Below are 24,978 nucleotides of genomic sequence, written 5' to 3'. Positions count from 1 at the left end.
TACCCTCGAAGGGCGATGCGGCACCCTGTAACGGTTTCGGGTGCGCGCCGGGACGACACGGTGAAGGGAAGGCCATGGGCAGCTACAGCGAGGCGTTCACGCAGGCGAGCGATGATCGTGAGGCGTTCTGGCTCGCCGCCGCGGAAGCGGTGGACTGGTACGAGCCGCCGACCACAGCGCTCGACGACTCGGACGCCCCGTTCTACCGGTGGTTCCCCGGCGCCACGCTGAACACCTGCCACAACGCGCTCGACCGGCACCTGGCGGACGGCGACGAGGGGCGGACGGCGCTCATCTGGGACTCGGCCATGACCGGGGAGCGCAGGCACTACACGTACGCGGCGCTGCTCGACGTGGTCGCCCGATTTGCGGGAGTGCTGGTGGCGCAGGGGGTCTCGGCCGGCGACCGCGTGGTGATCTACATGCCGATGATCCCGGAGGCGGCCATCGCGATGCTCGCCTGCGCGCGCATCGGTGCGGTGCATTCGGTGGTGTTCGGAGGGTTCGCCGCCCGGGAACTCGCCACCCGCATCGACGACGCCGAGCCCGTCGCCGTCGTCACCGCGTCGGGCGGTCTCGAACCGGGACGCACGGTCGAGTACCTGCCGATGGTGGCCAGGGCCATCGAGATGGCGGCGACGCCACCTCGCACGGTCATCGTCAAGGACCGTCCCGAGATCACCGGCAGCGCAGCCGATCACGCCGGCTGGCTGGACTGGGACCGGGAGACCGACGCCGCCGACCCGGTCGGCGCGGTGCCGGTCGCGGCGACCGATCCGCTCTACATCCTCTACACGTCGGGAACCACCGGTAAGCCCAAGGGAGTCGTCCGCGACAACGGCGGCCACGCGGTGGCGCTGACCTGGTCGATGAAGAACATCTACGACATCTCGGCGGGCGACGTGTGGTGGACGGCGTCGGACGTCGGATGGGTCGTCGGGCACTCCTACATCGTGTACGCGCCGCTGTTCGTGGGGGCCACGACGGTCATGTACGAGGGCAAACCGGTCGGCACCCCCGACGCGGGCGCGTTCTGGCGGGTCATCGCCGATCACGGGGTCAAGGCCCTGTTCACCGCGCCGACGGCGATCCGCGCGATCCGCAAGGCCGATCCCGAGGCGACCGAACTCGCCGCATACGACACGTCATCGTTACAGACACTGTTCGCCGCAGGCGAGCGCCTCGACCCCGATACGTTCACCTGGGCGTCGGAGGTGCTCGGCGTCCCGGTCGTCGACCACTGGTGGCAGACCGAGACCGGGTGGGCGATCGCGGCGAATCTCCGTGGCCTCGAACCCATGCCGATCAAGGCGGGTTCACCGACGGTGCCGGTGCCCGGGTACCAGGTGGGCGTCGTCGACGCCAAGGGCACGCTGCTGGGGGCGGGGGAGGAGGGGAACATCGTCATCAGCCTGCCGCTGCCGCCCGGAACCCTCGCCGGGTTGTGGCGCGACGAGGAGCGCTACCGCAACTCGTATCTGTCGGCGTTCGACGGCTACTACCTGACCGGCGACTCCGGTTACGTCGACGCCGACGGTTACGTGTTCGTCCTCGGCCGCTCCGACGACGTGATCAACGTTGCCGGACATCGGCTCTCGACCGGCAGCATCGAGGCGGTGGTGGCGTCGCATCCGGCCGTGGCCGAGTGTGCGGTCATCGGCATCCGCGACGACCTGAAAGGCCAGCGCCCCAGCGGATACGTGGTGCTCAAGTCCGGCGTCGACATCGAGTCCGAGACGCTGCGCAGCGAGCTCGTGTCCCTGGTGCGCAACGAGATCGGGGCCGTCGCCACGTTCCGCGACGTCACGGTCGTGCCGGCACTGCCCAAGACCCGATCGGGGAAGATCCTGCGGAAGACCATGCGCCAGATCGCCGATCACGAGGACTACACGGTGCCCTCGACCATCGAGGACCCGGATGTCCTGGCGGCGCTGGCCGAGCAGCTGAAGGGCTGAGCAGTGCTCGACGCCGCGGTGCGCAACGCGATCCGGCTCGTACCGTTCGTCGGGGTCGTCGGCACGATCATCGCCACTCTCGTCGACGCGTTCACTCCCGGCGGCGATCTGGGCCGGGATCTGCTCGAGAACTCCGTGCTGTGGATGATCGGCGTCCAGGGCTGGATGACCGGGTGCGGTCACATGTTCTTCGGTGCGCCCATCGCCGAGTCGATCGGCTGGCCACCGAAGACCCCGTGGCAGTGGGAGGTCGGTCTCGCCAGTCTCGCGACGGGTGTGCTGGGCGTGATCGCATCGGGTTTCGGTGACGAGTTCACCCTGGCCACCATCATCGCGTTCGCGGTGTTCTACCTGGGTGCCGCCGTCGGACATGTGCGGGAGATGGTGACCCACCGGAACTTCGCGGCGGGCAACGCCGGCCCCATCTTCTTCTTCGACGTGCTCGTTCCGATCTATCTGATCGTGTTGTATGTGATCGTCACGTAGCGGAGACTTGGCCCGTGCACCGAGACGAGCACCGTGAACTCCCCGTCGACCCAGACGAACGTCCGCTCCACCTCCGGGTGCACGCGCTCGCCTGGGTGTTCGCCGGGGGACTCGTCGGCACGGGCGTGCGGTACTGGGCCGAGGAGACGTTCCCCGCCCAGCACGGGCACTGGCCGTGGGCGACGTTCGGGGTCAACATCGTCGGCGCGTTTCTCCTGGGGGCGCTCCTGGAAATGCTTGCGCGACTTGGCCACGATGAGGGATGGCGCCAGCGCATACGCCTCTTCGGCGGCACCGGCATCTGTGGGGCGTTGACCACGTACAGCACCTTCGCGCTGGAGATCACCGACCTGGCACGGGCGTCCGCGGTGGTGACCGCGCTGGCCTACGCGGTGGTCAGCGTGGTACTCGGCCTCGCCGCGGCTGCCTGTGGGATCGCGCTCGCCTCCCGGGCGGCGCGGGCATGATCGCGCCGGCCGTGATGGTGGCGGGGGCGCTCGGTGCGGTCACGCGGTTCGTCGTCGACGGAGCCGTCAGACGCCGATGGCCGACGATCACGCCGTGGGGCACGTTCGCGATCAACGTCAGCGGCTCGGCGCTGCTGGGGGTGCTCGCGGGTCTCGTCGTCTTCCACGGGGTGCCACACGGGTGGCAGTCGGTTGTCGGAACCGGCTTCTGCGGTGGCTACACGACATTCAGCACCGCCGCGTTCGAGACGGTGCGGCTGGCGCAGCGGGGGGATCGGTGGCGGTCCGGGGCGTACGCCGTCGGAACGCTCGTCGCGTCGGTGACCGCATGCGCAGCCGGTATGTGGGTCGTCTGGCTCGCCTGATCGTCGTCCCACGGAACGACTCGGCCCCGCAACGGAACTCCGTCGCGGGGCCGAGAGACGTTCTGTCAGGCGATCACTTGAGCTCGGCGCTGCTCTTGTTCAGCACACGTCGCGCGATGATCAGGTTCTGGATCTGCTGGGTCCCCTCGAAGATGTCGAGGATCTTGGAGTCACGCGCCCACTTCTCGACGAGGAGCCGCTCCGAGTAGCCGAGGGTGCCGGTGAGTTCGACGACCTTGTTGGTGACGTCGGTGGCGGTGCGCCCGGCCTTGGCCTTTGACATCGACGCCTCGGTGGAGTTCGGCTTCTTGTTGTCCGCCATCCACGCGGCCCGCATCGTGTGCAGGTATGCGGCCTCGAAATCGGCTTCCATGCGCAGGAACTCGGCCGCGGCGGCATGCTGGTCGGCGGCCGGGCGGTCGTAATCGACCTCGATGCCGGCCTCGTCGAGGATCCGGCGCAGCTCCTCGAGAGCCGCCCGGGTCACACCCACGGCCATACCCGCCACCAGGGGACGGGTGTTGTCGAAGGTCTGCATGACCCCGCCGAACCCCTTCTTGGTGTCGACCTCGGGTGAACCGAGCAGGTTCTCCTTGGGGATGCGGCAGTTCTCGAAGCGGATCGCGGCGGTGTCGGAGACCTTGATGCCGAGCTTGTGCTCGAGACGCTCGACGGTCACGCCCGGATGGGTTCGCGGAACCACGAAGCTCTTGATGGCAGCCCGGCCGGCGCTCTTGTCGACGGTCGCCCAGACCACGATGTGGGTCGCGCGGGATCCCGCGGTCACATAGATCTTCTCACCGTTGATGACGTACTCGTCACCGTCGAGCGTCGCAGTGGTCGAGACGGCGGCCGAGTCGGATCCGAAACCGGGCTCGGTGATGGCCATCGCGGCCCACACCTTGCCGAATCGTTCGAGCTGCTCGTCGGTCGCGACCGCGGCGATCGCCGAGTTGCCGAGCCCCTGGTACGGGATGCTGAGCATGAGACCGACGTCGCCCCACGATGTCTCGATGACGTTGACGACGGATTGCATGTTGCCGCCGTTCACCACGGCGCCGTCGGTCTTCGGCTTCTGCTTCTTCTCCTGGCTACGACCGCCGTCGGCGCCCGCACCGGCCTGGCCGGTCTCGGACAGGCCGTCGTACAGGCTCGCGAGGGTGTCGAGTTCGACCGGGTAGTCGTGCTCGCGCAGGTCGTACTTGCGGGAGATGGGCCGGAAGATCTCCGCCGCCGCCTGATGCGCCTGGTCGACGGTGACGTGCAGCTTCTTCGGGAGTTCGAGATTGATGCTCATGAGAAGTTCTTTCGCTACGGTCCGAACGCGGTCAGAGGACGACGATGCCTTCGCCGATGCCGGCGCCGCGGAGGTCGCGGTACCAGCGCTCGACGGGGTGCTCCTTGGTGAACCCGTGGCCGCCGAGCAGCTGGACGCCGTCGAGACCGATCTGCAGGCCCTTGTCGATGGTCAGCTTGCGGGCCAGTGCGGCTTCGCGGGCGAAGGACAGGCCCTGCTCGGCGCGAGCTGCGCCACGCAGCGTGACGAGGCGGATCGAGTCGACCTCGGTCGCCATCGTGGCGACCATGAAGGCCACCGCCTGACGGTTGGAGATCGGCTCGCCGAAGGCTTCGCGCTCGTTCACGTAGGGGATGACGTAGTCGAGGACGGCGCGTGCGGTGCCCGCGGCCAGCGCGGACCAGCCGAGGCGCGACAGTCGCACGACATCGCGGTACGCCGAAGCCGCGGCGTCGGCCTCGCCGCCGATGATCGCGCTGGCCGGGACGGCGACGTCCTGCAGCAGCAGACGGCCCATACCGGCGGCGCGCACGCCCATGCCCGGATCGGCTTCGACGATCAGGCCCTTGCTGTCGGACTCGACGACGAACAGGGTCGGCTTGCCGTCGAGCTGGGCGCCGACGATGAACAGTTCCGAGGAGCCGGCGGCCGGTACGAACGACTTGACTCCGTTGAGGCGGAACCCGCTGGGTACGCGGGTTGCCTTGGTGTTCAGGGCGAAGGCGTCGAACAGGGGGCGCGGCTCGGCGATGACGACGGCCGCCTGGGGCACGTTCTCACCGGCGAAGTCGGGCAGGTAGGTGCGCTGCTGCTCGTCGGTGCCGAAGTTGGTGAGCGTGGTGGCCACCCCGCTCGGCGCGAGCAGCGGAAGGGCGAGTCCCATGTCGCCGTAGGCCATGGCCTCGGCGACCAGCGCGTTGGTCACGACGCCGCGCTCGGATGCGGCGCCGTCGAACTCCTCGGGGACGTTGATCATCGTGATGCCGAGTTCGGCCGAGCGCGCGACGAGTTCCTCGGGCGCGGCTGCCGCGGCGTCGGCGTCGTGAGCCGCCGGGCGCAGGAGTTCGGTGGCGAATTCCTTCACCGTCTCCGCGATCATCTGCTGCTCGTCGTCGGGCGTGAGGTTGAAGTAGTCCTTCGGCGCGCTGGTGAGGCGCTTGGCCTGGCTGGACCCGCCGCCCTGGGCCGCCTTGAAGGCTCGGTTCGCCGCGCCCAGGGTCTGGAATCCGGTCTTGGTGCCCTGGTAGGCGATGCGGTTGATCGGTTCGCGGATGTTGTACTTCTCGGCGAACTCCGAGCCCGTCACCGTCGTCAGGACGCGCATCGCGGTTCCGATGAAGCTGCGGGGGTGCGGGTTGCGGCCGACTGCGGAGGTGTCGCGCGGTTCGGTGTGAGTTGTCATGATCACCAGCCGTTTCTTTCCAGTCGCCCCGGTCGGGGTCTCTGCGTGGATCCACCGGAGTGGGTGGACAGGGTCGATGCGACCGATCTTACTCGGTAGTAAGTCCCAACCTTACTTCGGAGTAAGAAGTTTGTCACGCACTTGTCCGACACCGCCTGCCGACGTACCCGCTAGGCTGGCCGCATGACCGTCGATCACCGCCGCGAGCAGGGCTTATCGGCCAATCAGGTGGTGGGCGCGACGACCGTCGCGGTGGCCGGTGCCGCCGCGCTCGGTGCCGCCTGTGTGTTCACCCCGGGCGGTGTCGACGCCGGACCGCAGCTCTGCCCGTTCGCGGTGATGACCGGTCTGCCGTGTCCCGGTTGTGGACTCACTCGCAGCTGGGTGGCGCTGATGCACGGCGACGTCGGGTCGGCGTTCACGTTCAACGTGTTCGGGCCGGTGTTCCTGATGCTGACCGCCGTGACCGTGGTGGCTGCGACCCTCACCCTGGTGCGCCGTCGTGGGGCGCCGCTGTCCGGGTGGCGCGACCTCGTGCTCGGACCTGTCGGGGCCGTCCTGCTGGGGGTCTGGCTCACCTACGGTGGCGTGCGCATTCTCGACGCGGCCTTCGGGTGGGGATTCTTCCCGGTCGTCGTGTGAGCATGCCGCTCGGCGAAGGTGCACAGTGGACTCATGCAGATCACCCACTTCGGCCATTCCTGTCTGCTCGTCGAGATCGACGGGACCAAGGTGCTCTTCGATCCGGGGAATTTCTCGCACGGGTTCGACGGCATCAGCGGTCTCGACGCCATCCTGATCACCCACCAGCATCCTGACCACTGCGACGTCACGAAGTTGCCCGACCTCGTCGCGGCCAACCCCGACGCGATCCTGTATGCCGACCCGCAGACGACGAACCAGCTCAACGGCGACGCCGTGGCCGGTGAGTGGACGGCCGCTCGCAGCGGCGACCAGATCGAGATCGGTTCGCTCACCGCGCGTTTCACCGGCGGCCGGCATGCGGTCATCCACCCCGAGATCCCGGTCATCGACAACGTCGCCTATGTTCTGGGAACCGCCGAGCAGCCGGGGCAGTTCATGCACCCCGGTGATTCGTTCTACATCCCGTTCGAGCATGTCGACGTCCTCGCGCTGCCGTCGGCCGCGCCGTGGATGAAGCTCAGCGAGTCGGTCGACTATCTGCGGGCGATGGCACCCCGGGTCGCGGTGCCCATCCACCAGGCGATCCTGTCCGACGCCGGTAGTGGGATCCACTACGGGCGGCTGGCCGACATGAAGGACGACGCGACCGAGTTCACGGTGCTGGAGAAGGAGCACGCCACGCAGGTGTGAGTGTGTCCGAGGCTCTTGCTCCCTGATCCGAACGAACCACAGACGCACTCGCCCGTCCTGCTCCCTGAGGTGCGAGGAGCGATAGCGACGAGCCTCGAAGGGCCTGGTGAGACACTCTGCGAGACCCTTCGTGGCTCGCTTCGCTCGCACCTCAGGGAGCGGTAGGTCGTTTCGCTCGCACCTCAGGGAGCGGTAGGTCGCTTCGCTCGCACCTCAGGGAGCAGGAGGTCGTTGTGCTCGCGCCTCAGGGAGCGGGAGGGCGTTTCGCTCGCACCTCAGGGAGCAGGAGATCGCCTCACTCGCTCCAGGTGTCGTCCGATTCCGGTCGGTGGAGGGCGACGAGCTCGTTGAGATGAGTCGCCACCTGGATCAGCGGCGTGGTGGTCTGTGCGGCCTCGGCGAGGACCACCGCACCCTCGATCGCCGCGACGATGGTGGCGGCCAGCGAAGCGGTCACGTCGGGCGCGACGCCGTCATCCAGTAACCGGCGCTCGATCAGACCTCGCCATTCGTCGAAGACCTCGGTGGCCGCGGCCGCCGCCTCCGGTGCCGAGAGGCGGCCCAGTGCGGCGGCCACCACGGGGCACCCGCCCTCGAAGTCGGTCGCAGACAACGCTGCCGACCACATCTCGGCGAACGCCATGATCGGATCGGGCTCGGCGACGATGTCGGTGAGAAGTGCGGTGATCGTGTCGCCCACACTGCGCGTCGTCGCCGCCACCAATTCCGCCTTGCCGCCCGGGAAGTTGAGGTAGATGGATCGCCGGGCGACACCACTGCTCTCGAGGATGTCTGAGATGGCGGTGCCCGCGACGCCGTGCCGTCGCATGAGATCTGCGGTCGCCTCGATCAATTGGTCGCGCGCTGCCATCGGTGCCACTCCTCGTCGTGCCGGGGCGTCTCTGGCCACCGACGCTTGCAGTATACCAAGCGGTCTACTAGGGTGCAGGGCGGTAGACCAATCGGTATACATCGCGGTCCGTCACGCGGGGGACGCGCAATCAGTCGTAGGAGACGAAACATGACCGACACGGTGACACTGTCCGCACCCTTGACGCTTCCGTCGGGTCAGGTTCTGCCGAACCGGATCATGAAAGCGGCTCTGAGCGAGGGCCTGGGCGACGCGGACGCCGGCCCGGACGCTCGTCTGGAGCGTCTCTACTCCCGTTGGGCCGCAGGCTTTTACGGTCTCGTCATCACCGGCAACGTGATGGTCGACCGCCGGTATCTCGGGGAACCCGGGAACGTCGTGGTCGAAGACGACCGTCACCTCGACGCGCTCACGCGCTGGGCGAAGACCACCCAGGACGGTGGATCGCCCATCTGGATGCAGATCAATCATCCGGGGCGGCAGGCCAATCCGCTGACGACCGAGGGGCGTGTGGTGGCCCCGTCGGCGGTCCGGTTGGCCATCCCCGGGGTGCCGACGCCTCGTGCGCTCGCCGAGGCCGAGATCGAGGACATCATCGCGCGGTTCGCCACCACCGCCGTGGTGGCCGAGGCCGCGGGTTTCGACGGTGTGCAGATCCACGGTGCCCACGGATACCTGCTGTCGCAGTTCCTCTCGCCGCTGGCCAACCGGCGCGAGGATCGGTGGGGTGGCCCCATCGAGAACCGGGCCCGCTTCGCCCTCGAGGTGGTCCGAGCGGTGCGCGCTGCCGTCCGGCCGGGTTTCGGTGTCGGCATCAAACTGAACTCCGCGGACTTCCAGCGCGGTGGATTCTCGGAGGAGGAGTCGCGCACCGTGATCGCGTTGCTCGCGGCGGAGGCGCTCGATCTCATCGAGATCAGCGGCGGGAGCTACGAGTCCCCCGCGATGATGGGGCGACCTGTCCAGTCGGCGAGCACACGCGAGCGGGAGGCGTACTTCCTCGAGTACGCCGTCACCGTCCGCGAACTCGCCGCCGGGATCCCGCTGGCCGTCACCGGCGGTTTCCGCACGCACACGGCCATGGCGGCGGCGATCGCCGAGGGCGCCTGCGACATCGTCGGGATCGGCCGGCCCACGGTGACCGCGCCGACGGCGGCAAGGGACGTGATGACCGGTGACGTCGATCGTCTGACATCACAACAGCAGCGGTTGCCGCTTCCGGCCCGGTTGTCCAGCGCCGCGACGGCGCGGTCTCTGGAGGGGGCACTCGATCTCCAGTGGCACACCGACCAACTGCACCGGATGGCCGGCGGCGGAGACCCGGACCCCACCCGTGCGCTGTGGCGGACCGCGGTGACGACGGTACGGCGCAACGGGATCGGCGCGTTGCGGAGCACCCGGAACGTGACATCGGCCGACGCGAAGGCGGCCCGGAAGTTCCGGTTCGAGCGATGGGTCGGACGACACCTCGCCAATCCGGCTGTGGCCGCGCTCAATCGACTCGGGATCGGCACCCACCTGGCAACGGATCTGGAGACCGTCGGCCGCAGATCCGGTCTGGCTCGCACGGTTCCGGTGTCGGCCGCCTTCGACGCCGACGGCGCGTGGGTCATCAGCCAGCATGGCAAGCGCTCGGGATGGGGGATCAACATCACGGCGAATCCGACGGTGCGCATCCGCCAGGGCCGTCAGTGGCGCACGGGGACTGCGCAGTTCGTCCCCGACGACGACGTGGCCGCACGGGTGCGTTCCTTCGCGACCCGCCCCCTGTTCGCCGGTCTGACCTCCGCCGGGTTCCGCGCGCTTCAGAGTGACCCGATCTCGGTACGGATCACCTTCACCGACTGAACGTCCTCAGGTGCGGAGGGCCTCCACGACCTCATCGTGCAGCAGTCCATTGCTGGCCACCGCACTACCGCCGGCGGGTCCGGGCGTGCCGTCGAGGGCGGTGAAACGTCCGCCCGCCTCGCGCACCAGGATGTCGAGGGGGGCCAGATCCCACAGCGAGACCTCGGGTTCGGCGGTGACGTCGACCGAGCCCTCGGCGACGAGGCAGTAGTTGAAGAAGTCGCCGTAACCGCGTACGCGCCACACCCGGTCGGTGAGGTCGATGAACCGGTCCCGGATGCCGCGGTCGGCCCACCCGGACAGGCTCGAGAATGCCAGGCTCGCCGACCCGAGATCGGCGACCCCGGACACCGACAGGCGACGTACGTCGTCGCCGTCGAAGCGGGCGTGGGCTCCGAGACCCGCTGCGGCCCACCAGCGTCGGCGGAGTGCAGGTGCCGAGACCACGCCGACCGTCGGCACGCCGTCGATGAGAAGTGCGATCAGGGTGGCCCACACCGGGACACCGCGCACGAAGTTCTTGGTGCCGTCGATGGGATCGACGACCCACTGCCGTCCGGACAGTGCGGCGTCACCGCCGAACTCCTCGCCGAGAACGGTGTCGGCGGGCCGGCGGGCGGCGAGCCGTTCGCGGATCATCGTCTCGCAGGCCAGATCGGCGTCGGACACGGGTGTGAGGTCCGGCTTGTCGTCGACGCGGAGATCGACCGCCCCGAACCGATCCATCGTCAGCGCGTCGGCGGAGTCGGCGAGTGAGAGTGCGAGTTCGACGTCGTCGCTGTACTTCGTCGGGCCGGGAGGGACGGACATGCCCGGTAGGGTAGCTGTCATGTTGCTGACCGTGACGTTCACCCTGTTGATCGCGGCACTCGTGGTGGTGCTGGTGGTGCAGTGGCAGCGCGGGCGCAATCCGCAGCCGATGTCGGCGGCCAAGGCCTCCCAGTTCGTGCAGGGAACGTTCACGATCGTCGGGGTCTCCGACCGCGACGACGAGCCCACCCGGAGCGCGACCGACAAGAACGGTGACCGCTTCTGCACGATCTCCGGGACGATCGTCGGTCCCGAGACCAGCCCCACCGAGGTGTACGGAACCTTGGTGCTCGGACCGGGCGATCCTTGGCCTCAGGTCGGCGACGATCTGCCGGTCCTCTACAAACCGCAGAAGGCCGCGACGTCGTGGCGGTTCGGGGTGATGCCCGAACCGGGTCCAGGCGCCCGGTAGATCCTCCGCGGCGCTCACGCGCCGGACTGTCGGTACTCTGGATAACCGTGCATCCCGACGTGACCGCAGACCTCGAATCCCTCGACGCCACCTTGACCACCGTGGAGAAGGTGCTCGACCTCGAAGAGCTGCGCCGTCGCATCGACGAGCTCGAGATGCAGGCCTCGGACCCGGACCTGTGGAACGACCAGGACCATGCCCAGAAGGTGACCAGCGAGCTGTCGCACGCGCAGTCCGAACTCCGCAAGGTCTCCGAGCTGCGCCAGCGGCTGGAGGACCTGCCGGTGCTCTACGAGCTCGCCGACGCCGAAGAGGGTGACGACAAGGTCGCCGCCCTGGCCGACGCCGACGGGGAGCGCGAGAGCCTCCGGACCGACATCCAGGCGATGGAGGTCAAGACGATGCTCGCCGGTGAGTACGACTCCCGTGACGCGGTGGTCAACATCCGTTCGGGTGCCGGCGGCGTCGATGCGGCGGACTGGGCGCAGATGCTGATGCGCATGTACATCCGGTGGGCCGAGCAGAAGGGGTACGGCGTCGAGGTCTACGACACGTCCTACGCCGAGGAGGCGGGCCTCAAGAGTGCGACCTTCGCGGTGAAGGCCCCGTACATGTACGGCACGCTCTCGGTCGAGCAGGGCACCCATCGACTCGTGCGCATCAGTCCCTTCGACAACCAGAGCCGCCGCCAGACGTCGTTCGCCGAGGTCGAGGTGCTGCCGGTGGTCGAGACGACCGACCACATCGACGTCGACGAGAACGACATCAAGGTCGACGTCTACCGGTCGTCGGGCCCGGGCGGACAGTCGGTCAACACGACCGACTCCGCGGTCCGCCTCACGCACATCCCGACCGGCATCGTCGTGACGTGTCAGAACGAGAAGAGTCAGCTGCAGAACAAGGCATCGGCGATGCGCGTCCTGCAGGCCAAGCTCCTCGACCGCAAGCGGCAAGAGGAACGGGCCGAACTCGACGCCCTCAAGGGGGATGGCGGTTCGAGCTGGGGTAACCAGATGCGCTCCTACGTGCTGCACCCGTACCAGATGGTGAAGGACCTGCGGACCGGCGTCGAGGACAACAACCCGACGTCGGTGCTCGACGGCGAGCTGGACAAGTTCATCGAGGCCGGGATCCGCTGGCGGATGGCGACCGCCGAAGCGTGATCTCCTCACCCGCCGACCTCCTGCTGGCCGCCGAGCCGAGCCCGACCGAACTTCTCCTCGGTCGGGTCTATGTCTGGCTGGTCACCAGTGGCCTGGAGATCGTGATCTGGATTCTGGGTGCGGTCCTGCTGGCCCGTCTGATCCGCTGGTTCGCCGACAAATACGCCTCGCGGGTGGATTCGCGGTTCTCGACCAGCGATCTCATCGTGCAGACCGAGGACGCCAAGCATCGTCGGGCGCTGGTCGACGTCGTCGCCTGGACGCTGATCGTGGTGATCGCCATCATCGTGATCATCCATGCGCTGTCGGTGTTCGGCATCCCGTTGAGCGGGCTGACCGGCCCCACCGCGGTGATCGGTGCCGCGCTCGGTTTCGGCGCACAGCGGATCGTGCAGGACATCCTGGCCGGGTTCTTCGTCGTCGCGGAGAAGCAGTACGGGTACGGCGACGTGGTCAACCTGACGGTGACGGGCAATGCGCCGGCTGAGGGCACCGTGGAGGACGTGACCCTGCGGGTGACCAAACTGCGCACCGCCGAGGGCGAGGTCATCACCGTTCCCAACGGTCAGATCGTCAAGGCCACCAACCTCTCGAAGGACTGGGCACGCGCTGTCGTCGACGTCCCGGTCCCGTCCGAGGCCGACATCGGGATGGTCAACGAGACGCTGGATCGGGTCGGCCGCGAGTTCTACGCGCTGCCGCGGTGGCACGATCTGCTGCTCGACGCACCGTCCTCGCTCGGTGTCATCAGCCTCGAGCTCGACGCGATCACAGTCCGCATGGTGACACGCACCCTGCCGGGCAAGCAGTTCGAGGTGGGACGTGCACTCCGCGTCCACATCATCCGTGCGCTGGCGCGGGAGGGCATCAACGTGCCCGCCCGGGAGGTCCGCTCCGCGGGAGGTCCGCCGGCGACGCACGCCGATCAGGGCAACCGGGACGGGGGAGACTGATGGTGGACTCGAACATCCCGGGACACAACACGCCTGGCCGCGACGGGCCCGGCAAACACTCCGGCCGACCCGTCCCCGGCGCGGACGACCCGACACAGATCATCCCGACGCAGGGGATTCCCCCGCAGGATCCGCCCCCGCAGGACCCGCCGTCCGGCTCCGACCGCAGGCGGCACATCGACTGGGGTCACATCGCGCGTACGCGGATCCGGACAAGTACGGCGATCCTCGTCGCCGTGTTCCTGGCGTGCTGCGTCCTGTACGGGTACACCTCGCAGCGCTACGGCGTGGTGGCGCCGGAGCCCGCGCGGCCCGCGCCGACGACATCGCAGACGGTCGAGCCGACCTACGAGCCGCCGCCGTCCACGTCGTCGTCGACCACCACCACCGAATCGTCGACCACCGACACGACCGGTGGCGTCGATGGCACGGACGGTTCGTCGACGGACGGAACGCGGTCGCAGACGCCGAGCGCGAGTCGCGAGACCATCCCGGGGCTGCCGAACATCCCGTTGCCGAATTTCGGCGGGCAGACCCCGACCACCACGGTCCCGACACGCTGACCCAGCCGGAAACGGCTGGTCAGGCGGATGAAAGCGGCGAGGTGTCGCGCCTGAACGCTCTCTCAGGAGTCGTCGTTACACTGGCACATCGTGATCAAGCTGGAGAACGTCACGATGCAGTACAAGGCGTCCAGTCGACCCGCTCTGCGAGATCTGAGCTTCGAGGTCGACAAGGGGGAGTTCGCGTTCCTGATCGGTCCGTCGGGGTCGGGTAAGTCGACGTTCTTCCGTCTGCTCCTCAAGGAGGACCGCCCGACGAGCGGCGAGGTGTACCTCGGGGAGTTCCACGTCAACCGACTGAAGGCGCGCAGCGTGCCGAAGCTGCGGCAGTCGATCGGGTGTGTGTTCCAGGACTTCCGGCTGCTCCAGAAGAAGACGGTGGCCGAGAACGTCGCATTCGCGCTCGAGGTGATCGGCCGGCCTCGCTCCACCATCCAGCGGGTGGTGCCGGAGGTGCTCGAGTATGTCGGCCTCGAAGGCAAGCACGACCGCATGCCCAACGAGTTGTCCGGCGGTGAGATGCAGCGCGTGGCGATCGCCCGCGCCATCGTGAACCGGCCGCTGGTGCTCCTGGCCGACGAGCCCACCGGCAACCTCGACCCTGAGACCAGTGAAGAGATCGTCGACGTGCTCGACCGCGTCAACCGCCGCGGCACCACGGTGGTGATGGCCACCCACGACCGTCACATCGTCGACGCGATGCGACGACGGGTTCTCGAGTTCGACAGCGGTCAACTCGTCCGCAACGACCCGCAGGGCGTGTACGGGATCGGCTGACGCGCGGCCGGCCCCGACACACTTCCCCGAGACCCAAGGACTGTCTGAGCAGACATGCGAGCGAATTTCATCATCAGCGAAGTTCTCCACGGACTCCGCCGCAACGCGACCATGACCATCGCGATGATCATCACCACCGCGATCACACTGGGGATGTTCGGCGGTGGTCTGCTGGTGATCCAGATGGCGGACAAGAGCCAGCAGATCTTCCTCGACCGGGTGGAGATGGAGTTCTATCTCAATCCCGAGGTGACCGAACGGGATCCGCAGTGCGAATCCGACCCGTGTGCCCAGTTGCGGCGCGGCCTCGAGAACGAGCCGGGCGTGACATCGGTGACCTATCTGGACAAGGACGAGGCCTTCAAGCGCGCCAAGGAGATCTTCGCGAACAATCCCGATCTCGCCGAGAACATCGTGGAGGGCACCCTGCCGGCCTCCCTGCGTGTGCGGGTGTCCGACCCGGGGCAGTTCGATGCGGTGCTCACCAAATACGCAGCCCGCAAGGATCTGGGAGTCGACGCCTTCAAGGACGACCGCAAACTGGTGCAGCGGATCTTCAGCGTGCTCGACGGCGTTCGCAACGCGACGTTCGCCATCGCCTCGGTGCTGGCCATCGCTGCGATCCTGTTGATCATCAACACCGTTCAGGTCGCGGCCTTCACCAGACGCACCGAGGTCTCGATCATGCGCCTGGTGGGCGCCACCCGGTGGTACACGCAGCTGCCGTTCCTGCTCGAGGCGGTGGTGTCGGCTTTCGTCGGCTCGGTGTTGGCCATCGGCGGTCTGCTGCTGGCCAAGAAGTTCTTCTTCGACAACGCGTTACGCGAGTTGTACGGGGTCAGTTTCTTCGCCCGGATCGAGCTGACCGACGTGCTGTTCGTCGCACCGTGGCTGGTGCTCGGCGGAATTGTGTTGGCGGGCGCGACTGCGTATGTCACGCTTCGTGTCTATGTCCGGGAATGATCCGTCTGTTCCGGCGGTTCGGATTGTCGGTCGCCAGCACCACACCGGCCGGCATCAGGCCGGTCAGTATCACGTCGAGGAGGTGAGTGCATGCCGAAGGAAAAGGGACGCAATGTGATCGCGTCCAATCGGAAGGCGCGGCACAACTACGCGATCCTCGACGTCTTCGAGGCCGGGATCGTGCTCGTGGGCACCGAGGTGAAGAGCCTGCGGGCCGGGAAGGCGTCGCTGGTCGACGCGTTCGCGACGATCGACGACGGCGAGGTGTGGCTTCATGCCCTGCACATCGCCGAGTACGGCAACGGCTCGTGGACCAATCACTCCGTACGGCGCAAGCGCAAGCTGCTCATGCACCGACGCGAGATCGACAACCTCGTCGGCAAGATCCGCGACGGCAATCTCACGCTGGTGCCGTTGTCGATGTATTTCCACGACGGCAAGGTGAAGGTCGAGCTCGCCCTGGCCCGCGGCAAGCAGGCCCACGACAAGCGCCAGGACATCGCCAAGCGCACCGCTCAGCGCGAGGTCGAGCGCGAGGTCGGTCGTCGCGTGAAGGGGATGGGGTGAGTCAGGCGCCCGTGCCGGCCTGACCTTGCTGCTGCGTCGGCGACCCGGGCGGCGTGTTCTGACCGTCCTGCTCGTCGGACCCGGCGCCGCTCTCACCGTCTTCGTTCTGTCGGCCCGGCAGGCGGCCCATCCCGGGCTGCCCCAGCTGGGGTCCGCCCATCTGCGGTCCACCCATCTGGGGGCCGCCTCCCATGCCCGGTCCGTTGCCGCCCTGCTGCCAGACGGCTGCGGGTGTGGGCCGCTCGGAGGTCGTGTCACCGGTGATGTAGCCGGCGCCGAAACCGAGCGCGCCCGCAACGATGGCCAGTCCGGCCGCGCCGGCGATCAGGGCCGACCGGGCCGGTGCGGTCTTCGGGGCCACCGGGTGCGGTTCGGCGACCGGGCCGTGGCCGGCGGCGGAGCCGCTCGCGTCGATGGACTGGTGGGCGTTCGTTGCCGGCGTCGGCTCCGGGCTGATCGGCGTGGTGGCTGCGTCGTCAGATGGGTGAGGTGCCTGCGGGGCCGCGCGATCGGGTTCGTGCTCGCCGGGGGTCGGGGAGGTCATGTCGGTCTCGCTCTCGTCGGTCGGCCGAAGTCCGTCCTCGGCTCACGAGGTCTCCACGATGCCGGTGGCGCCTTGGCCAGGCCTGGCGGTGGGCTGTGAATGAGCTGGCAGCTCAGCGACTCCGCCATTCGCGCGGGTCGTCGGGGTCACGCGGCGCGATCTGAAGCGGTCCACTCCGTTCGGTGCATGGTCGACACGTCGGCTCTGGGGCGGTAGGTCTGCTCGTAGCGCTCGATGTCGGTTCGTCGGAGGAGTGGTGTCAGTGGATCGGCGGACACGATGTCGCCGCCGGAGATCCGCGACCGGCGGCTGAGCTCTGATTGATGCCGGAAGCACGCGACGGACGTGATCAGGAAGACGGCCATGGCGACGCCGAACGGCCACGCGGGCGCGTCGACGCCGCCGGCCAGTGCCATCACGAACAACCCGAGGAACAGAAATCCGAGAAGCAGGATCAGATATCCGGTGAAAGCCACAGATGTCGATCGAGGTGTGTCGCGCATGGAGGAGTCCTTTCGCTGAATGGTCCCGACCCTGATCGCTACAGTAACTGTAGCGCAACACTACGTGTAGCGTTTCGTGGCGCGGTAGTATTCCTGCCGACGGTCGGAACCGGGATCGGCGGGAAACGTGAGGTGACCACGACGTGGCAGGTGGCAGCGGCCCGAAGATCGTCGGTTCGACCCTGGAGTTGCTCCGGACCCGCGGGCCGGCCGGGGTCACGATCGAGAGCGTGGCAGCCCATTCCGGGGTGGCGCGTACGACGATCTATCGCCGTTACCGCAACCGGAACGAGATGCTCGGCGCAGCTCTGCTCGACGTCGCCGTCGTCGAGCCGCCTGATGCGGACCTTCCCGCAGAGGCCCGGCTGCGCTGGGTGGTGAGCCACGCGGCGTCGATGGTGCTCGACGGAATCGGTTTCGGCGGCATGGCGGCCTTGCTGACCGATTCCGATCCCGAGTTCGGCGTGCTCTTCCGACAGGTCCTGGCGCGGCACCGTGTGGAACTCCGAGAGGTCCTCGACGCGGGTAAGCGGCGCGGTCAGTTCGCGGCAACGATGGAGCCGGAGATGCTGGTCGACGCCATCGTCGGGGCGCTCGTCGCCGAACGCGCTCGCACGGGAGGTGTCGCCGATGACTGGGAGGACCGGGCCGTCGCCGCCTTCGCGCCCATGGTGTTCGCCGCCGAGAGCGACCCTCGCCGGAGGTCTCCGGGGAAACGGGAATGAACTCTGGGGAACGAGTTGTTAGACTGAAGTGCTCGCTGACTCCGGTCGGCGGGTCCTACTCGGGGCTGATCGGTTTCGACTTCGTGCGTCGAGATAGGGGAAGCGTGTCGGTGCAGGCTGGAGACCACCGTGAGCGTCGCAGCAACCAATTAAGCGCCGATTCCAATCAGCGCGACTACGCCCTCGCTGCCTAAGTAGCGACGGCTAGTCTGTCGGCCCGGGTTATGCTCCCAGACCCGGATGCCGGCATCATCCATGGGAGCTCACCGTCCTCGCCGGTCGCGGGTGAGGTCGGAACATCACACAGCGACTGGGATCGTCATCTCGGCTTGTTCGCGTGACCGAGAGATCCAAGTAGAGACATAGCGGACTGCACACGGAGAAGCCCTAACAACACGACGGAGGACCCGGGTTCAATTCCCGGCAGCTCCACGAGAAGGCGCCCCACCTGTTCAGGTGGGGCGCCTTCGTCTTCTTCGACGAATTCGGAGCAGGCTATCCGGTACTCAGCGCGTCGAGGGTGGCGCTCTCGCGGTGCTTGCGTCGTTTGGTGATGATCCCGTGGGTCGGGCTGAACAGGTACACACCGAAGAACGTGATGCCCTGGACGAGGACGACCATCCCGCCGGGGGAGGTGTCCTGGTAGTAGGAGATGTACAGGCCGACGACCCCGCAGATCGCCGAGATCGCAGGCGCGATGACCAGCATCCGGCCGAATCGGTCGGTGAGCAGTCGCGCCGTCGCGCCGGGGATGATGAGCATCGCGACCACCAACACGATGCCGACGACCTGCAGGGCTGTCACCGCGGTGAGGGCGAGCAGCGCGAGGAGGGCGGCGCCCAGCAGTCGCGGGCTCAGACCGATCGCGAAAGCGTGCGTGCGGTCGAAGGCGTAGAGGGTGAAGTCGCGTCTCTTGAGCAGCAGCAAGGTCGCCACGATCGCGCCCAGGATTGCGATCTGCACCAGATCCGACGTCGAGACACCCAGCAGGTTGCCGAAGATGATGTGGTTCAGGTCGGTCTGGCTCGGCGTCACCGAGATCAGCACCAGGCCCAAGGCGAAGAGGGTGGTGAACACGATGCCGATGGCGGCGTCCTCCTTCACCCGGCCGCCGTCGCGGACGGCGCCGATCAGGGCCACCGCCAGGAATCCGAAGATCACCGCGCCGATGGCGAACGGGACGCCGACGATGTAGGCGAGGACCACGCCCGGCAGCACCGCATGCGAGACCGCGTCGCCCATCAGAGACCAGCCGATCAGCACGAGCCAGCACGACAGCAGCGCACACACGATCGAGGCGATCAGCGTTGCCCACAGCGCGCGGGTCATGAACGCGTACGCGAACGGATCGAGAAGGATGTCGACGATGGTCACGAGACCTCCTCGTGGCGACCGGACTCGAGACGTTCGGATGTGGGACGGGCGAGTGGATCGAGACCGAACGCGCGGACGAGGTTGTCGGTGGTGATCACCTCGGCCGGCGCACCCTGCGCGATCACCCGGCGCATCAACAGGATCGCCTCGTCGGCCAACTCGGGCAGGACCTGCAGATCGTGTGTGGACACCAGGATCGTCGTCCCGGCGTCGGCGAGCTCGCGCAGCAGCGCGGTGATGGTGGCCTCGGTGCGTTTGTCGACACCGGCGAACGGCTCGTCGAGCAACAGGATCCCGGCTTCCTGCGCGATGCCGCGGGCCACGAAGGCCCGCTTGCGCTGTCCGCCGGACAACTGGCCGATCTGGCGGTCGGCGAAGTCGGTGAGCTCGACGCGTGCGAGGGCTTCGTCGACGGCGTCGTGGTCGGCCCGTTTCGGGCGGCGCGTGAATCCGAGATGGCCGTAGCGACCCGTCATGACGACGTCGCGGACCGAGACCGGGAAGCTCCAGTCGATGTCCTCGGATTGCGGCACGTAACCGAGCGCGCCGGCTCGACGCGCCGCGGTGGGGGTCCGACCGCCGAGCCGGACCGAGCCGGTCGTCGGGGTCACCGACCCCACGATCGTCTTGAACAGCGTCGACTTGCCCGATCCGTTCATGCCGACGAGACCGCACACCTGGCCGGCCGGCACTCGTACCGACGCGTGGTCGAGGGCGAGAATGTCGCCGTACCGCACGGTCACGTCCGTCACCTCGATGGCGGAACCACCTGGCGCTGAGGCGTTCACGTGTTGCTCCCGGTCAGGCCGGACGCGATGGTCGCGACGTCGTGGCGGATGAGGTCGAGATAGGTGGGTACGGGGCCGTCGGCTTCGGAGAGCGAATCGACATACAGGGTGCCGCCGAACCGGGCGTCGGTCGCGTTGACGACCTGCTTCATCGGGGCGTCGGAGACGGTGGATTCGCAGAACACACCGGGGACGCTGTTGGCCCGGACGAAGTCGATCGTGTCGGCGACCTGCTGCGGCGTCGCCTGTTGTTCGGCGTTGACCGGCCAGATGTAGCGCTCGGTGAGTCCGGCGTCGCGGGCGAGATAGGAGAACGCGCCCTCGCAGGTGACGAGGGCCCGTTCGTTGGCGGGCAGGCCGGCCAGTGCAGAGGTGAGGCCGGTCTGCACCTGTTGGAGTTGTTTCTTGTACGCCGCCGCATTGGACTCGAAGGTGGCGGCACCGTCGGGATCGAGGTCGGTGAACGCGCGAACCATGTTGTCGACGTAGATCTGCACGTTGACCGGACTCATCCAGGCATGCGGATTGGGCTTGCCCGCGTAGGCATCCGACGCGATGTCGATCGGTTCGACGCCCTCGCTGACGACGACGTGCCGGACGTCGAGGCCGTCGACGAACTGCGCGAACCAGGCTTCGAGGTTGAGGCCGTTGTCGAGGATGAGCGAGGCGGTCGCGGCGCGCCGGATGTCGCCGGGAGTGGGCTCGTACCCGTGGATCTCGGCGCCCGGCTTGGTGATCGACTCCACCTCCAGTCGGTCGCCGGCGACCTCCGCGGCGATGTCGGCGAGCACGGTGAACGTCGTGAGTACGACCTTCTCGTCGGGCAACCGGCTCGACAGCGTGCACCCGGCGACGATCGTGCAGACGGCGGCGAGGAGCGCCCCGACGGGAACGAACCGGCGACGCGTGCGCTTGGGCATGCCGACACTATAGTTTCGGCCGCCCGAACTTTCTAGTTCGGGGCCTGCTCGCCGCTATCGACGCCGTGCGAACAGGTGGAACTCGGGAAAACGATGATCGGCGTCGGCCCCGTGCAGCGTCCGCCACTCCTCGGCGAATCCTGCGTCGGCCAGCGCGGCGGACATGCGATTCGTGTGCCATCGCCACGCCGGCGCCACTCGATGATCGAACTCGACGATCTCGTCGTCGGCGCTCGTCTGACCGGCCACCAGGACAGTGCTCCCCGCGGCCATCCGCTCGGACCAGCCGGCCAGTATCTCGGGCACCGAGTCGGGTGGCACGTGGATCAGGCTGAAGCGGGCCAGTAATGCGGCGACGGTGACACCGCCGAGCTCCGGAGCGTCGAGAGTGGCGTCAACACAGATGAACCGGAGGCCGGGGTGCTTCGACCTCGCGATCCGCAGCATCTCCGAACTCGGATCGACGCCGACCACCTCGAACCCGCGTGCGGCCAGCTCGGCGGTCAGCAGCCCCGGTCCGCACCCGACATCGACCACTGCTCCGCGGACACCGCTGTCGCGGATGTGGTCGACGAATGCTCCGAAGGCGTGGCGCTGCAAGGTGTTCGTGAACGGAGAGGGAAACGTCTCGGCGTACAGCTCGGCGAGTGCGTCGTACCCGGGCTGCGAACTCACACGATTCCCGAGGCGCGTAGGTCCTCGATCTCGCCGGTCGACAACCCCAGCAATCCGCCGAAGACGGCCTCGTTGTCACAACCGGGGGCCGGTGGGCCGGCATTGCGGATGCCACCGGGGGTGTCGCTGAACTGCGGCACGACGCCGGGCCCGAGTACGGTGCGCTGCGCGCGTTCGTCGTAGTGCTCGGCGATCATCCCGCGTGCCTGCAGGTGCGGGTCGGCGACAACCTCGGCGACCGTGTTCACCGGACCCACGACAACGCCTGCAACACCGAGGATCTCGGTCAACTTCTCCGGGGAGTGCTGTCGTGACCAGTCGCCGATGAGGGTGTCGAGTTCGTCCTGGTTGCGCCCACGGGCGGCGTGATCGGCGAACCGATCGTCGGTCGCGAGTTCGGGCTGCCCCATCGCTGCGCACAGTCTCGCGAAGACCGAGTCCTGGTTGGCGGCGATGATGACGTGGGTGCCCTCGCTGGTGGGGTAGAGGTTCGACGGCGCAATGCCGTCGAGGCGGGTGCCCGACGGGCCGCGCACGACACCGCCGGCGTCGTAGTCCGCTATCGCCGACTCCTGCACCGCGACACAGGATTCGATGAGCGAGGTGTCGACGACCTGGCCCTTGCCGGTCACCGAACGTCGGTACAGCGCGGCGAGTGCGCCCTGCGCGGCGAACATGCCGGCGAGGGTGTCGCCCAGCGACAGCGCCAGTCTCGGCGGGAGTTGTCCCGGATAACCGTTCAGGTAGCGCAGGCCGCTGGCGGCCTCGGCGACGGAGGCGTACCCGGCACGGGTCGAGTCGGGGCCGGTCTGGCCGTAGCCCGAGACCCGCACCACGACGATGCCCGGGTTGCGTTCGGACAGCACGTCCGGGCCGATGCCGAGCCGCTCCAGCGTTCCGGGACGGAAGTTCTCGACGACGACGTCGGCGCGCTCGGCGAGATCGAGGAACAGGTCGCGGCCTCGTTCCGATCGCAGGTCGAGGGTGGCTGCCTTCTTGTTCCGTCCGTGCACCGTCCAGTAGAACCGGTGGCCGTCGACCTCGGCCTGGCCCCAGGTGCGGATCGGGTCGGGCTTGCCCGGCGCCTCGATTTTGATGACCTCGGCGCCCATGTCGCCCAGCAGGCGGGCGGCGTGGGGGCCGGCGATGAGCGTGCCCAATTCCAGGACGATGACGCCGTCGAGGGGGCCGGCGGTGCGTTCGCCCGTCTGTCGCGGCGAGGTGTCGGTCATCAGGACAGTGTGGCCGGTCACCCGGCGCTCGCCAAGCGTCGACGCCGACCCGGCAAGGGATCTGTGTTGCGGTGGTGCCCGTCGATCGGGCGCAGGCACGACCTGACCGGTTGAAACAATTCAGCCCTGGCGTGTCATTGGCGGCGACTTCCGGCTAGGGTGTGTGTCGTCCAACACGCAGGGAGGCTGGGAGACATGGTTGATCACGCATCGGGAACGGGGCTCCTGCCGGACATCCGGCTGGCCGACATGGTGTCGGGAGTCGCGTCGTTGCGTGGTGACGCCGGCACGATCCTGCGCGCCCTGCCGGAGATGCTGCCCAAGCCGCCGACCACGAAGATGTCCATCGGCAAGCGGTTCCAGCAGAGTGCGCAGAAGTACCCTGATCGGGACTTCCTCCGCTTCGAGGGATCGTCGATCACCTACCGCGAGGCGAATGCGCGCGCAAACCGGCTCGCGGACTTCCTGACCCGCGAGGGTGTCGGGCGCGGAGACGTCGTCGCGGTCCTGTCACGCAACCATCCCGATGTGGTGATCGCCATGTTGGCGATCGTCAAGATCGGCGCCATCTGCGGGATGCTCAACTTCAATCAGCGCGGCGCGGTGCTCGAGCACAGTCTCGGACTCATCGAGCCGAAAGTGGTTCTCCTCCAGAATGATCTGCTGGAAGCCCTGGAGTCGATACCGGCCGGGTGCCGGCCGGAGAAGGAGTACACGTTCGCCGAGCTCGCGACGCTGACCGCGCGCTGCTCGCCACTCGACCGCCCGATCACCGAATCGATCGAGGTGGGATCGACCGCGATCTACATCTTCACCTCGGGCACAACGGGTTATCCGAAGGCCAGCAAGATGAGCCACTACCGATGGCTGGTGGCCATGAACGGAATCGGTGGTCTGGGGATCCGCCTGCGCGGCGACGACGTGATGTACACGGCGCTGCCCTTCTATCACAACAACGCGCTCACGATCTCGGTCTCGTCGGTGCTCGCGTCGGGCGCGTGCCTGGCCATCGGCAAGCAGTTCTCGGCGTCGAAGTTCATCGACGAGATCATCGAGAACGACGCCACCGCGTTCGCCTACATCGGTGAGCTGTGCCGCTATCTGCTTGCGCAGCCGCCGAAGCCGACCGATCGCGCGCATCGCCTCCGGCTCGCCGTCGGCAACGGGCTGCGCCCGGACATCTGGGACGCCTTCACCGAGCGATTCGGCATCGACCGCATCGTCGAGTTGTACGCGGCGAGCGAGGCGAACATCGGATTCATCAACGTGTTCGGGTTGTCCAAGACGGCCGGGTTCTCACCGTTGCCCTACACGATCGTGGAGTACGACGAAGAGACCGGGGAGCCACTGCGCGGTCCGGACGGGCGGGTGAAGCCGGTCGGCCGGGGTGGAACCGGTTTGCTTCTGGCGCAGATCAACTCGCGTGTTCCCTTCGACGGTTACACCGACCCGAAGGCGACCGAACGCAAGATCGTCCGCGACGCGAAGCGCAAGGGCGACAAATGGTTCAACAGCGGCGATGTCGTCCGGGATCAGGGCTTTTCGCACATCGGCTTCGTCGATCGCATCGGTGACACCTTCCGCTGGAAGGGCGAGAACGTCGCCACGACGGAGGTCGAGGCCGTGCTGGATGCCCACCCGGCCGTCGAGGAAGCGGTCGTGTTCGGTGTGCCGATCCCGGGAGTCGACGGCAAGGCCGGGATGGCCGCGATCAGCCTGCGCGACGGCGAGACCTTCGACGCGGACGGGCTGGCCCGGCACGTTCGCGACGGTCTGCCCGCCTACGCGGTCCCGTTGTTCGTCCGGATCGTCCCGGCGCTGGAGCACACCTCGACGTTCAAGAACATGCGCACCGAACTCCGGAAGCAGGCCTTCGGCGAGACCGGCGCCGACCCGCTCTACGTGCTCGCCGGGGAGAAGTACGTCGAGTTCTACCCCGAGTTCGTCGACGAGCTGGCGGGTGTCCGGCCCAAGCGATGACGA

At 67.7% G+C, this 24,978-nt stretch carries 27 protein-coding genes and 1 other RNA gene; 17 read left to right on the top strand and 11 right to left on the bottom strand.

The features are described 5' to 3' along the window. Positions 1-74: 74 nt before the first annotated feature. Genes CA982_RS07545 through CA982_RS07530 form a run of 4 tightly spaced genes read left to right on the top strand, consistent with a single transcriptional unit; the run spans position 75 to position 3,273 of the window. Positions 75-1,955, top strand: coding sequence for a propionyl-CoA synthetase (locus CA982_RS07545; RefSeq protein WP_086534691.1), 1,881 nt, complete (start codon positions 75-77; stop codon positions 1,953-1,955). Between the two features lie 3 nt (positions 1,956-1,958). Next, complete coding sequence (locus CA982_RS07540) at positions 1,959-2,441, top strand: DUF6790 family protein (RefSeq protein WP_086534690.1); 483 nt, start codon at positions 1,959-1,961, stop codon at positions 2,439-2,441. Positions 2,442-2,455: 14 nt separating this feature from the next. Continuing rightward, positions 2,456-2,908, top strand: coding sequence for a fluoride efflux transporter CrcB (crcB, locus tag CA982_RS07535; RefSeq protein WP_086534689.1), 453 nt, complete (start codon positions 2,456-2,458; stop codon positions 2,906-2,908). Next, positions 2,905-3,273 carry a fluoride efflux transporter FluC gene (locus tag CA982_RS07530; RefSeq protein WP_086534688.1) on the top strand — a complete coding sequence of 123 codons (369 nt, stop codon included), beginning with the start codon at positions 2,905-2,907 and terminating at the stop codon, positions 3,271-3,273. The genes crcB and CA982_RS07530 overlap by 4 nt, the downstream gene beginning before the upstream one ends. A gap of 73 nt (positions 3,274-3,346) precedes the next feature. Here the strand turns inward: CA982_RS07530 and CA982_RS07525 are convergent, their stop codons facing one another. Together CA982_RS07525 and CA982_RS07520 are read right to left on the bottom strand one after the other, a co-directional pair. Then, on the bottom strand, positions 3,347-4,570 hold the full coding sequence (locus CA982_RS07525) for an acyl-CoA dehydrogenase family protein (protein ID WP_086534687.1): 1,224 nt from the start codon (positions 4,568-4,570) through the stop codon (positions 3,347-3,349). A 31-nt stretch (positions 4,571-4,601) separates the two neighbouring features. Then, positions 4,602-5,972 carry an acyl-CoA dehydrogenase family protein gene (locus CA982_RS07520; protein WP_086534733.1) on the bottom strand — a complete coding sequence of 457 codons (1,371 nt, stop codon included), beginning with the start codon at positions 5,970-5,972 and terminating at the stop codon, positions 4,602-4,604. 183 nt (positions 5,973-6,155) lie between these two features. On the opposite strand from CA982_RS07520, the gene CA982_RS07515 reads away from it, so the two are divergent. Continuing rightward, the gene (locus CA982_RS07515; protein WP_086534686.1) at positions 6,156-6,614 is read left to right on the top strand and encodes a DUF2752 domain-containing protein; all 459 of its coding nucleotides are present in this window, start codon (positions 6,156-6,158) and stop codon (positions 6,612-6,614) included. A 33-nt stretch (positions 6,615-6,647) separates the two neighbouring features. After that, positions 6,648-7,307, top strand: a complete 660-nt coding sequence (locus tag CA982_RS07510) for an MBL fold metallo-hydrolase (RefSeq protein ID WP_086534732.1) — start codon at positions 6,648-6,650, stop codon at positions 7,305-7,307. Between the two features lie 295 nt (positions 7,308-7,602). Here the strand turns inward: CA982_RS07510 and CA982_RS07505 are convergent, their stop codons facing one another. Next, a complete protein-coding gene (locus CA982_RS07505) occupies positions 7,603-8,178 on the bottom strand; it encodes a TetR/AcrR family transcriptional regulator (protein ID WP_086534685.1) in 576 nt (191 codons plus the stop codon). 150 nt (positions 8,179-8,328) lie between these two features. Here CA982_RS07505 and CA982_RS07500 point away from each other — a divergent pair, with 150 nt between their 5' ends. Continuing rightward, entirely contained in the window at positions 8,329-10,026 is a 1,698-nt protein-coding gene (locus CA982_RS07500; protein ID WP_086534684.1) for a nitroreductase family deazaflavin-dependent oxidoreductase, read from the top strand. 6 nt (positions 10,027-10,032) lie between these two features. Here CA982_RS07500 and hisN read toward each other — a convergent pair whose 3' ends face one another. Further along, positions 10,033-10,836: a histidinol-phosphatase gene (gene hisN / locus CA982_RS07495; protein WP_086534683.1), complete on the bottom strand. Its 804-nt coding sequence runs from the start codon at positions 10,834-10,836 to the stop codon at positions 10,033-10,035. Positions 10,837-10,855: 19 nt separating this feature from the next. Here hisN and CA982_RS07490 point away from each other — a divergent pair, with 19 nt between their 5' ends. The 7 genes from CA982_RS07490 (at position 10,856) to smpB (ending at position 16,234) form a co-directional block, all read left to right on the top strand. Further along, positions 10,856-11,248, top strand: coding sequence for a hypothetical protein (locus CA982_RS07490; protein ID WP_086534682.1), 393 nt, complete (start codon positions 10,856-10,858; stop codon positions 11,246-11,248). Positions 11,249-11,295: 47 nt separating this feature from the next. Beyond that, positions 11,296-12,411: a peptide chain release factor 2 gene (gene prfB, locus CA982_RS07485; protein WP_086534681.1), complete on the top strand. Its 1,116-nt coding sequence runs from the start codon at positions 11,296-11,298 to the stop codon at positions 12,409-12,411. After that, a complete protein-coding gene (locus CA982_RS07480; protein WP_086534680.1) occupies positions 12,408-13,364 on the top strand; it encodes a mechanosensitive ion channel family protein in 957 nt (318 codons plus the stop codon). The genes prfB and CA982_RS07480 overlap by 4 nt, the downstream gene beginning before the upstream one ends. Continuing rightward, positions 13,364-13,927 carry an Rv3103c transmembrane domain-containing protein gene (locus CA982_RS07475; RefSeq protein WP_086534679.1) on the top strand — a complete coding sequence of 188 codons (564 nt, stop codon included), beginning with the start codon at positions 13,364-13,366 and terminating at the stop codon, positions 13,925-13,927. The genes CA982_RS07480 and CA982_RS07475 overlap by 1 nt, the downstream gene beginning before the upstream one ends. Before the next feature lie 90 nt (positions 13,928-14,017). Then, a complete protein-coding gene (gene ftsE / locus CA982_RS07470) occupies positions 14,018-14,704 on the top strand; it encodes a cell division ATP-binding protein FtsE (RefSeq protein WP_058253667.1) in 687 nt (228 codons plus the stop codon). Between the two features lie 54 nt (positions 14,705-14,758). After that, positions 14,759-15,667, top strand: a complete 909-nt coding sequence (ftsX, locus tag CA982_RS07465; RefSeq protein ID WP_086534678.1) for a permease-like cell division protein FtsX — start codon at positions 14,759-14,761, stop codon at positions 15,665-15,667. Positions 15,668-15,757: 90 nt separating this feature from the next. After that, a complete protein-coding gene (gene smpB, locus CA982_RS07460) occupies positions 15,758-16,234 on the top strand; it encodes an SsrA-binding protein SmpB (RefSeq protein WP_086534677.1) in 477 nt (158 codons plus the stop codon). Position 16,235: 1 nt separating this feature from the next. On the opposite strand, the gene CA982_RS07455 is transcribed toward smpB, so the two are convergent. Further along, on the bottom strand, positions 16,236-16,778 hold the full coding sequence (locus CA982_RS07455) for a hypothetical protein (RefSeq protein WP_086534676.1): 543 nt from the start codon (positions 16,776-16,778) through the stop codon (positions 16,236-16,238). 146 nt (positions 16,779-16,924) lie between these two features. Continuing rightward, positions 16,925-17,281, bottom strand: a complete 357-nt coding sequence (locus tag CA982_RS07450) for a hypothetical protein (protein ID WP_086534675.1) — start codon at positions 17,279-17,281, stop codon at positions 16,925-16,927. A 143-nt stretch (positions 17,282-17,424) separates the two neighbouring features. Between CA982_RS07450 and CA982_RS07445 the strand changes: the two genes are divergently transcribed. Further along, entirely contained in the window at positions 17,425-18,006 is a 582-nt protein-coding gene (locus CA982_RS07445) for a TetR/AcrR family transcriptional regulator (RefSeq protein ID WP_086534674.1), read from the top strand. A 61-nt stretch (positions 18,007-18,067) separates the two neighbouring features. Continuing rightward, positions 18,068-18,441: a transfer-messenger RNA gene (gene ssrA, locus CA982_RS07440) on the top strand. 60 nt (positions 18,442-18,501) lie between these two features. Here ssrA and CA982_RS07435 read toward each other — a convergent pair. Genes CA982_RS07435 through CA982_RS07415 form a run of 5 tightly spaced genes read right to left on the bottom strand, consistent with a single transcriptional unit; the run spans position 18,502 to position 22,995 of the window. Further along, positions 18,502-19,380 (bottom strand): metal ABC transporter permease, encoded by an 879-nt coding sequence (locus CA982_RS07435; RefSeq protein ID WP_086534673.1) that lies wholly within the window; start codon positions 19,378-19,380, stop codon positions 18,502-18,504. Beyond that, complete coding sequence (locus tag CA982_RS07430; protein ID WP_086534672.1) at positions 19,377-20,168, bottom strand: metal ABC transporter ATP-binding protein; 792 nt, start codon at positions 20,166-20,168, stop codon at positions 19,377-19,379. The genes CA982_RS07435 and CA982_RS07430 overlap by 4 nt, the downstream gene beginning before the upstream one ends. After that, complete coding sequence (locus tag CA982_RS07425; RefSeq protein WP_086534671.1) at positions 20,165-21,088, bottom strand: metal ABC transporter substrate-binding protein; 924 nt, start codon at positions 21,086-21,088, stop codon at positions 20,165-20,167. Before CA982_RS07425 ends, CA982_RS07430 begins: the two co-directional genes overlap by 4 nt. Positions 21,089-21,142: 54 nt before the next feature. Further along, positions 21,143-21,763 carry a class I SAM-dependent methyltransferase gene (locus tag CA982_RS07420; protein ID WP_086534670.1) on the bottom strand — a complete coding sequence of 207 codons (621 nt, stop codon included), beginning with the start codon at positions 21,761-21,763 and terminating at the stop codon, positions 21,143-21,145. Next, complete coding sequence (locus tag CA982_RS07415; RefSeq protein WP_086534731.1) at positions 21,760-22,995, bottom strand: CaiB/BaiF CoA transferase family protein; 1,236 nt, start codon at positions 22,993-22,995, stop codon at positions 21,760-21,762. Before CA982_RS07415 ends, CA982_RS07420 begins: the two co-directional genes overlap by 4 nt. A gap of 195 nt (positions 22,996-23,190) precedes the next feature. Here CA982_RS07415 and CA982_RS07410 point away from each other — a divergent pair, with 195 nt between their 5' ends. Further along, positions 23,191-24,975, top strand: coding sequence for a long-chain-acyl-CoA synthetase (locus CA982_RS07410; protein ID WP_086534669.1), 1,785 nt, complete (start codon positions 23,191-23,193; stop codon positions 24,973-24,975). The last annotated feature ends 3 nt before the right edge of the window (positions 24,976-24,978 follow it).

Origin of the sequence: Gordonia lacunae (genome assembly GCF_002149015.1) — a bacterium.
Lineage (GTDB): Bacteria > Actinomycetota > Actinomycetes > Mycobacteriales > Mycobacteriaceae > Gordonia > Gordonia lacunae.
This window is presented reverse-complemented; position numbering and strand designations above follow the sequence as displayed.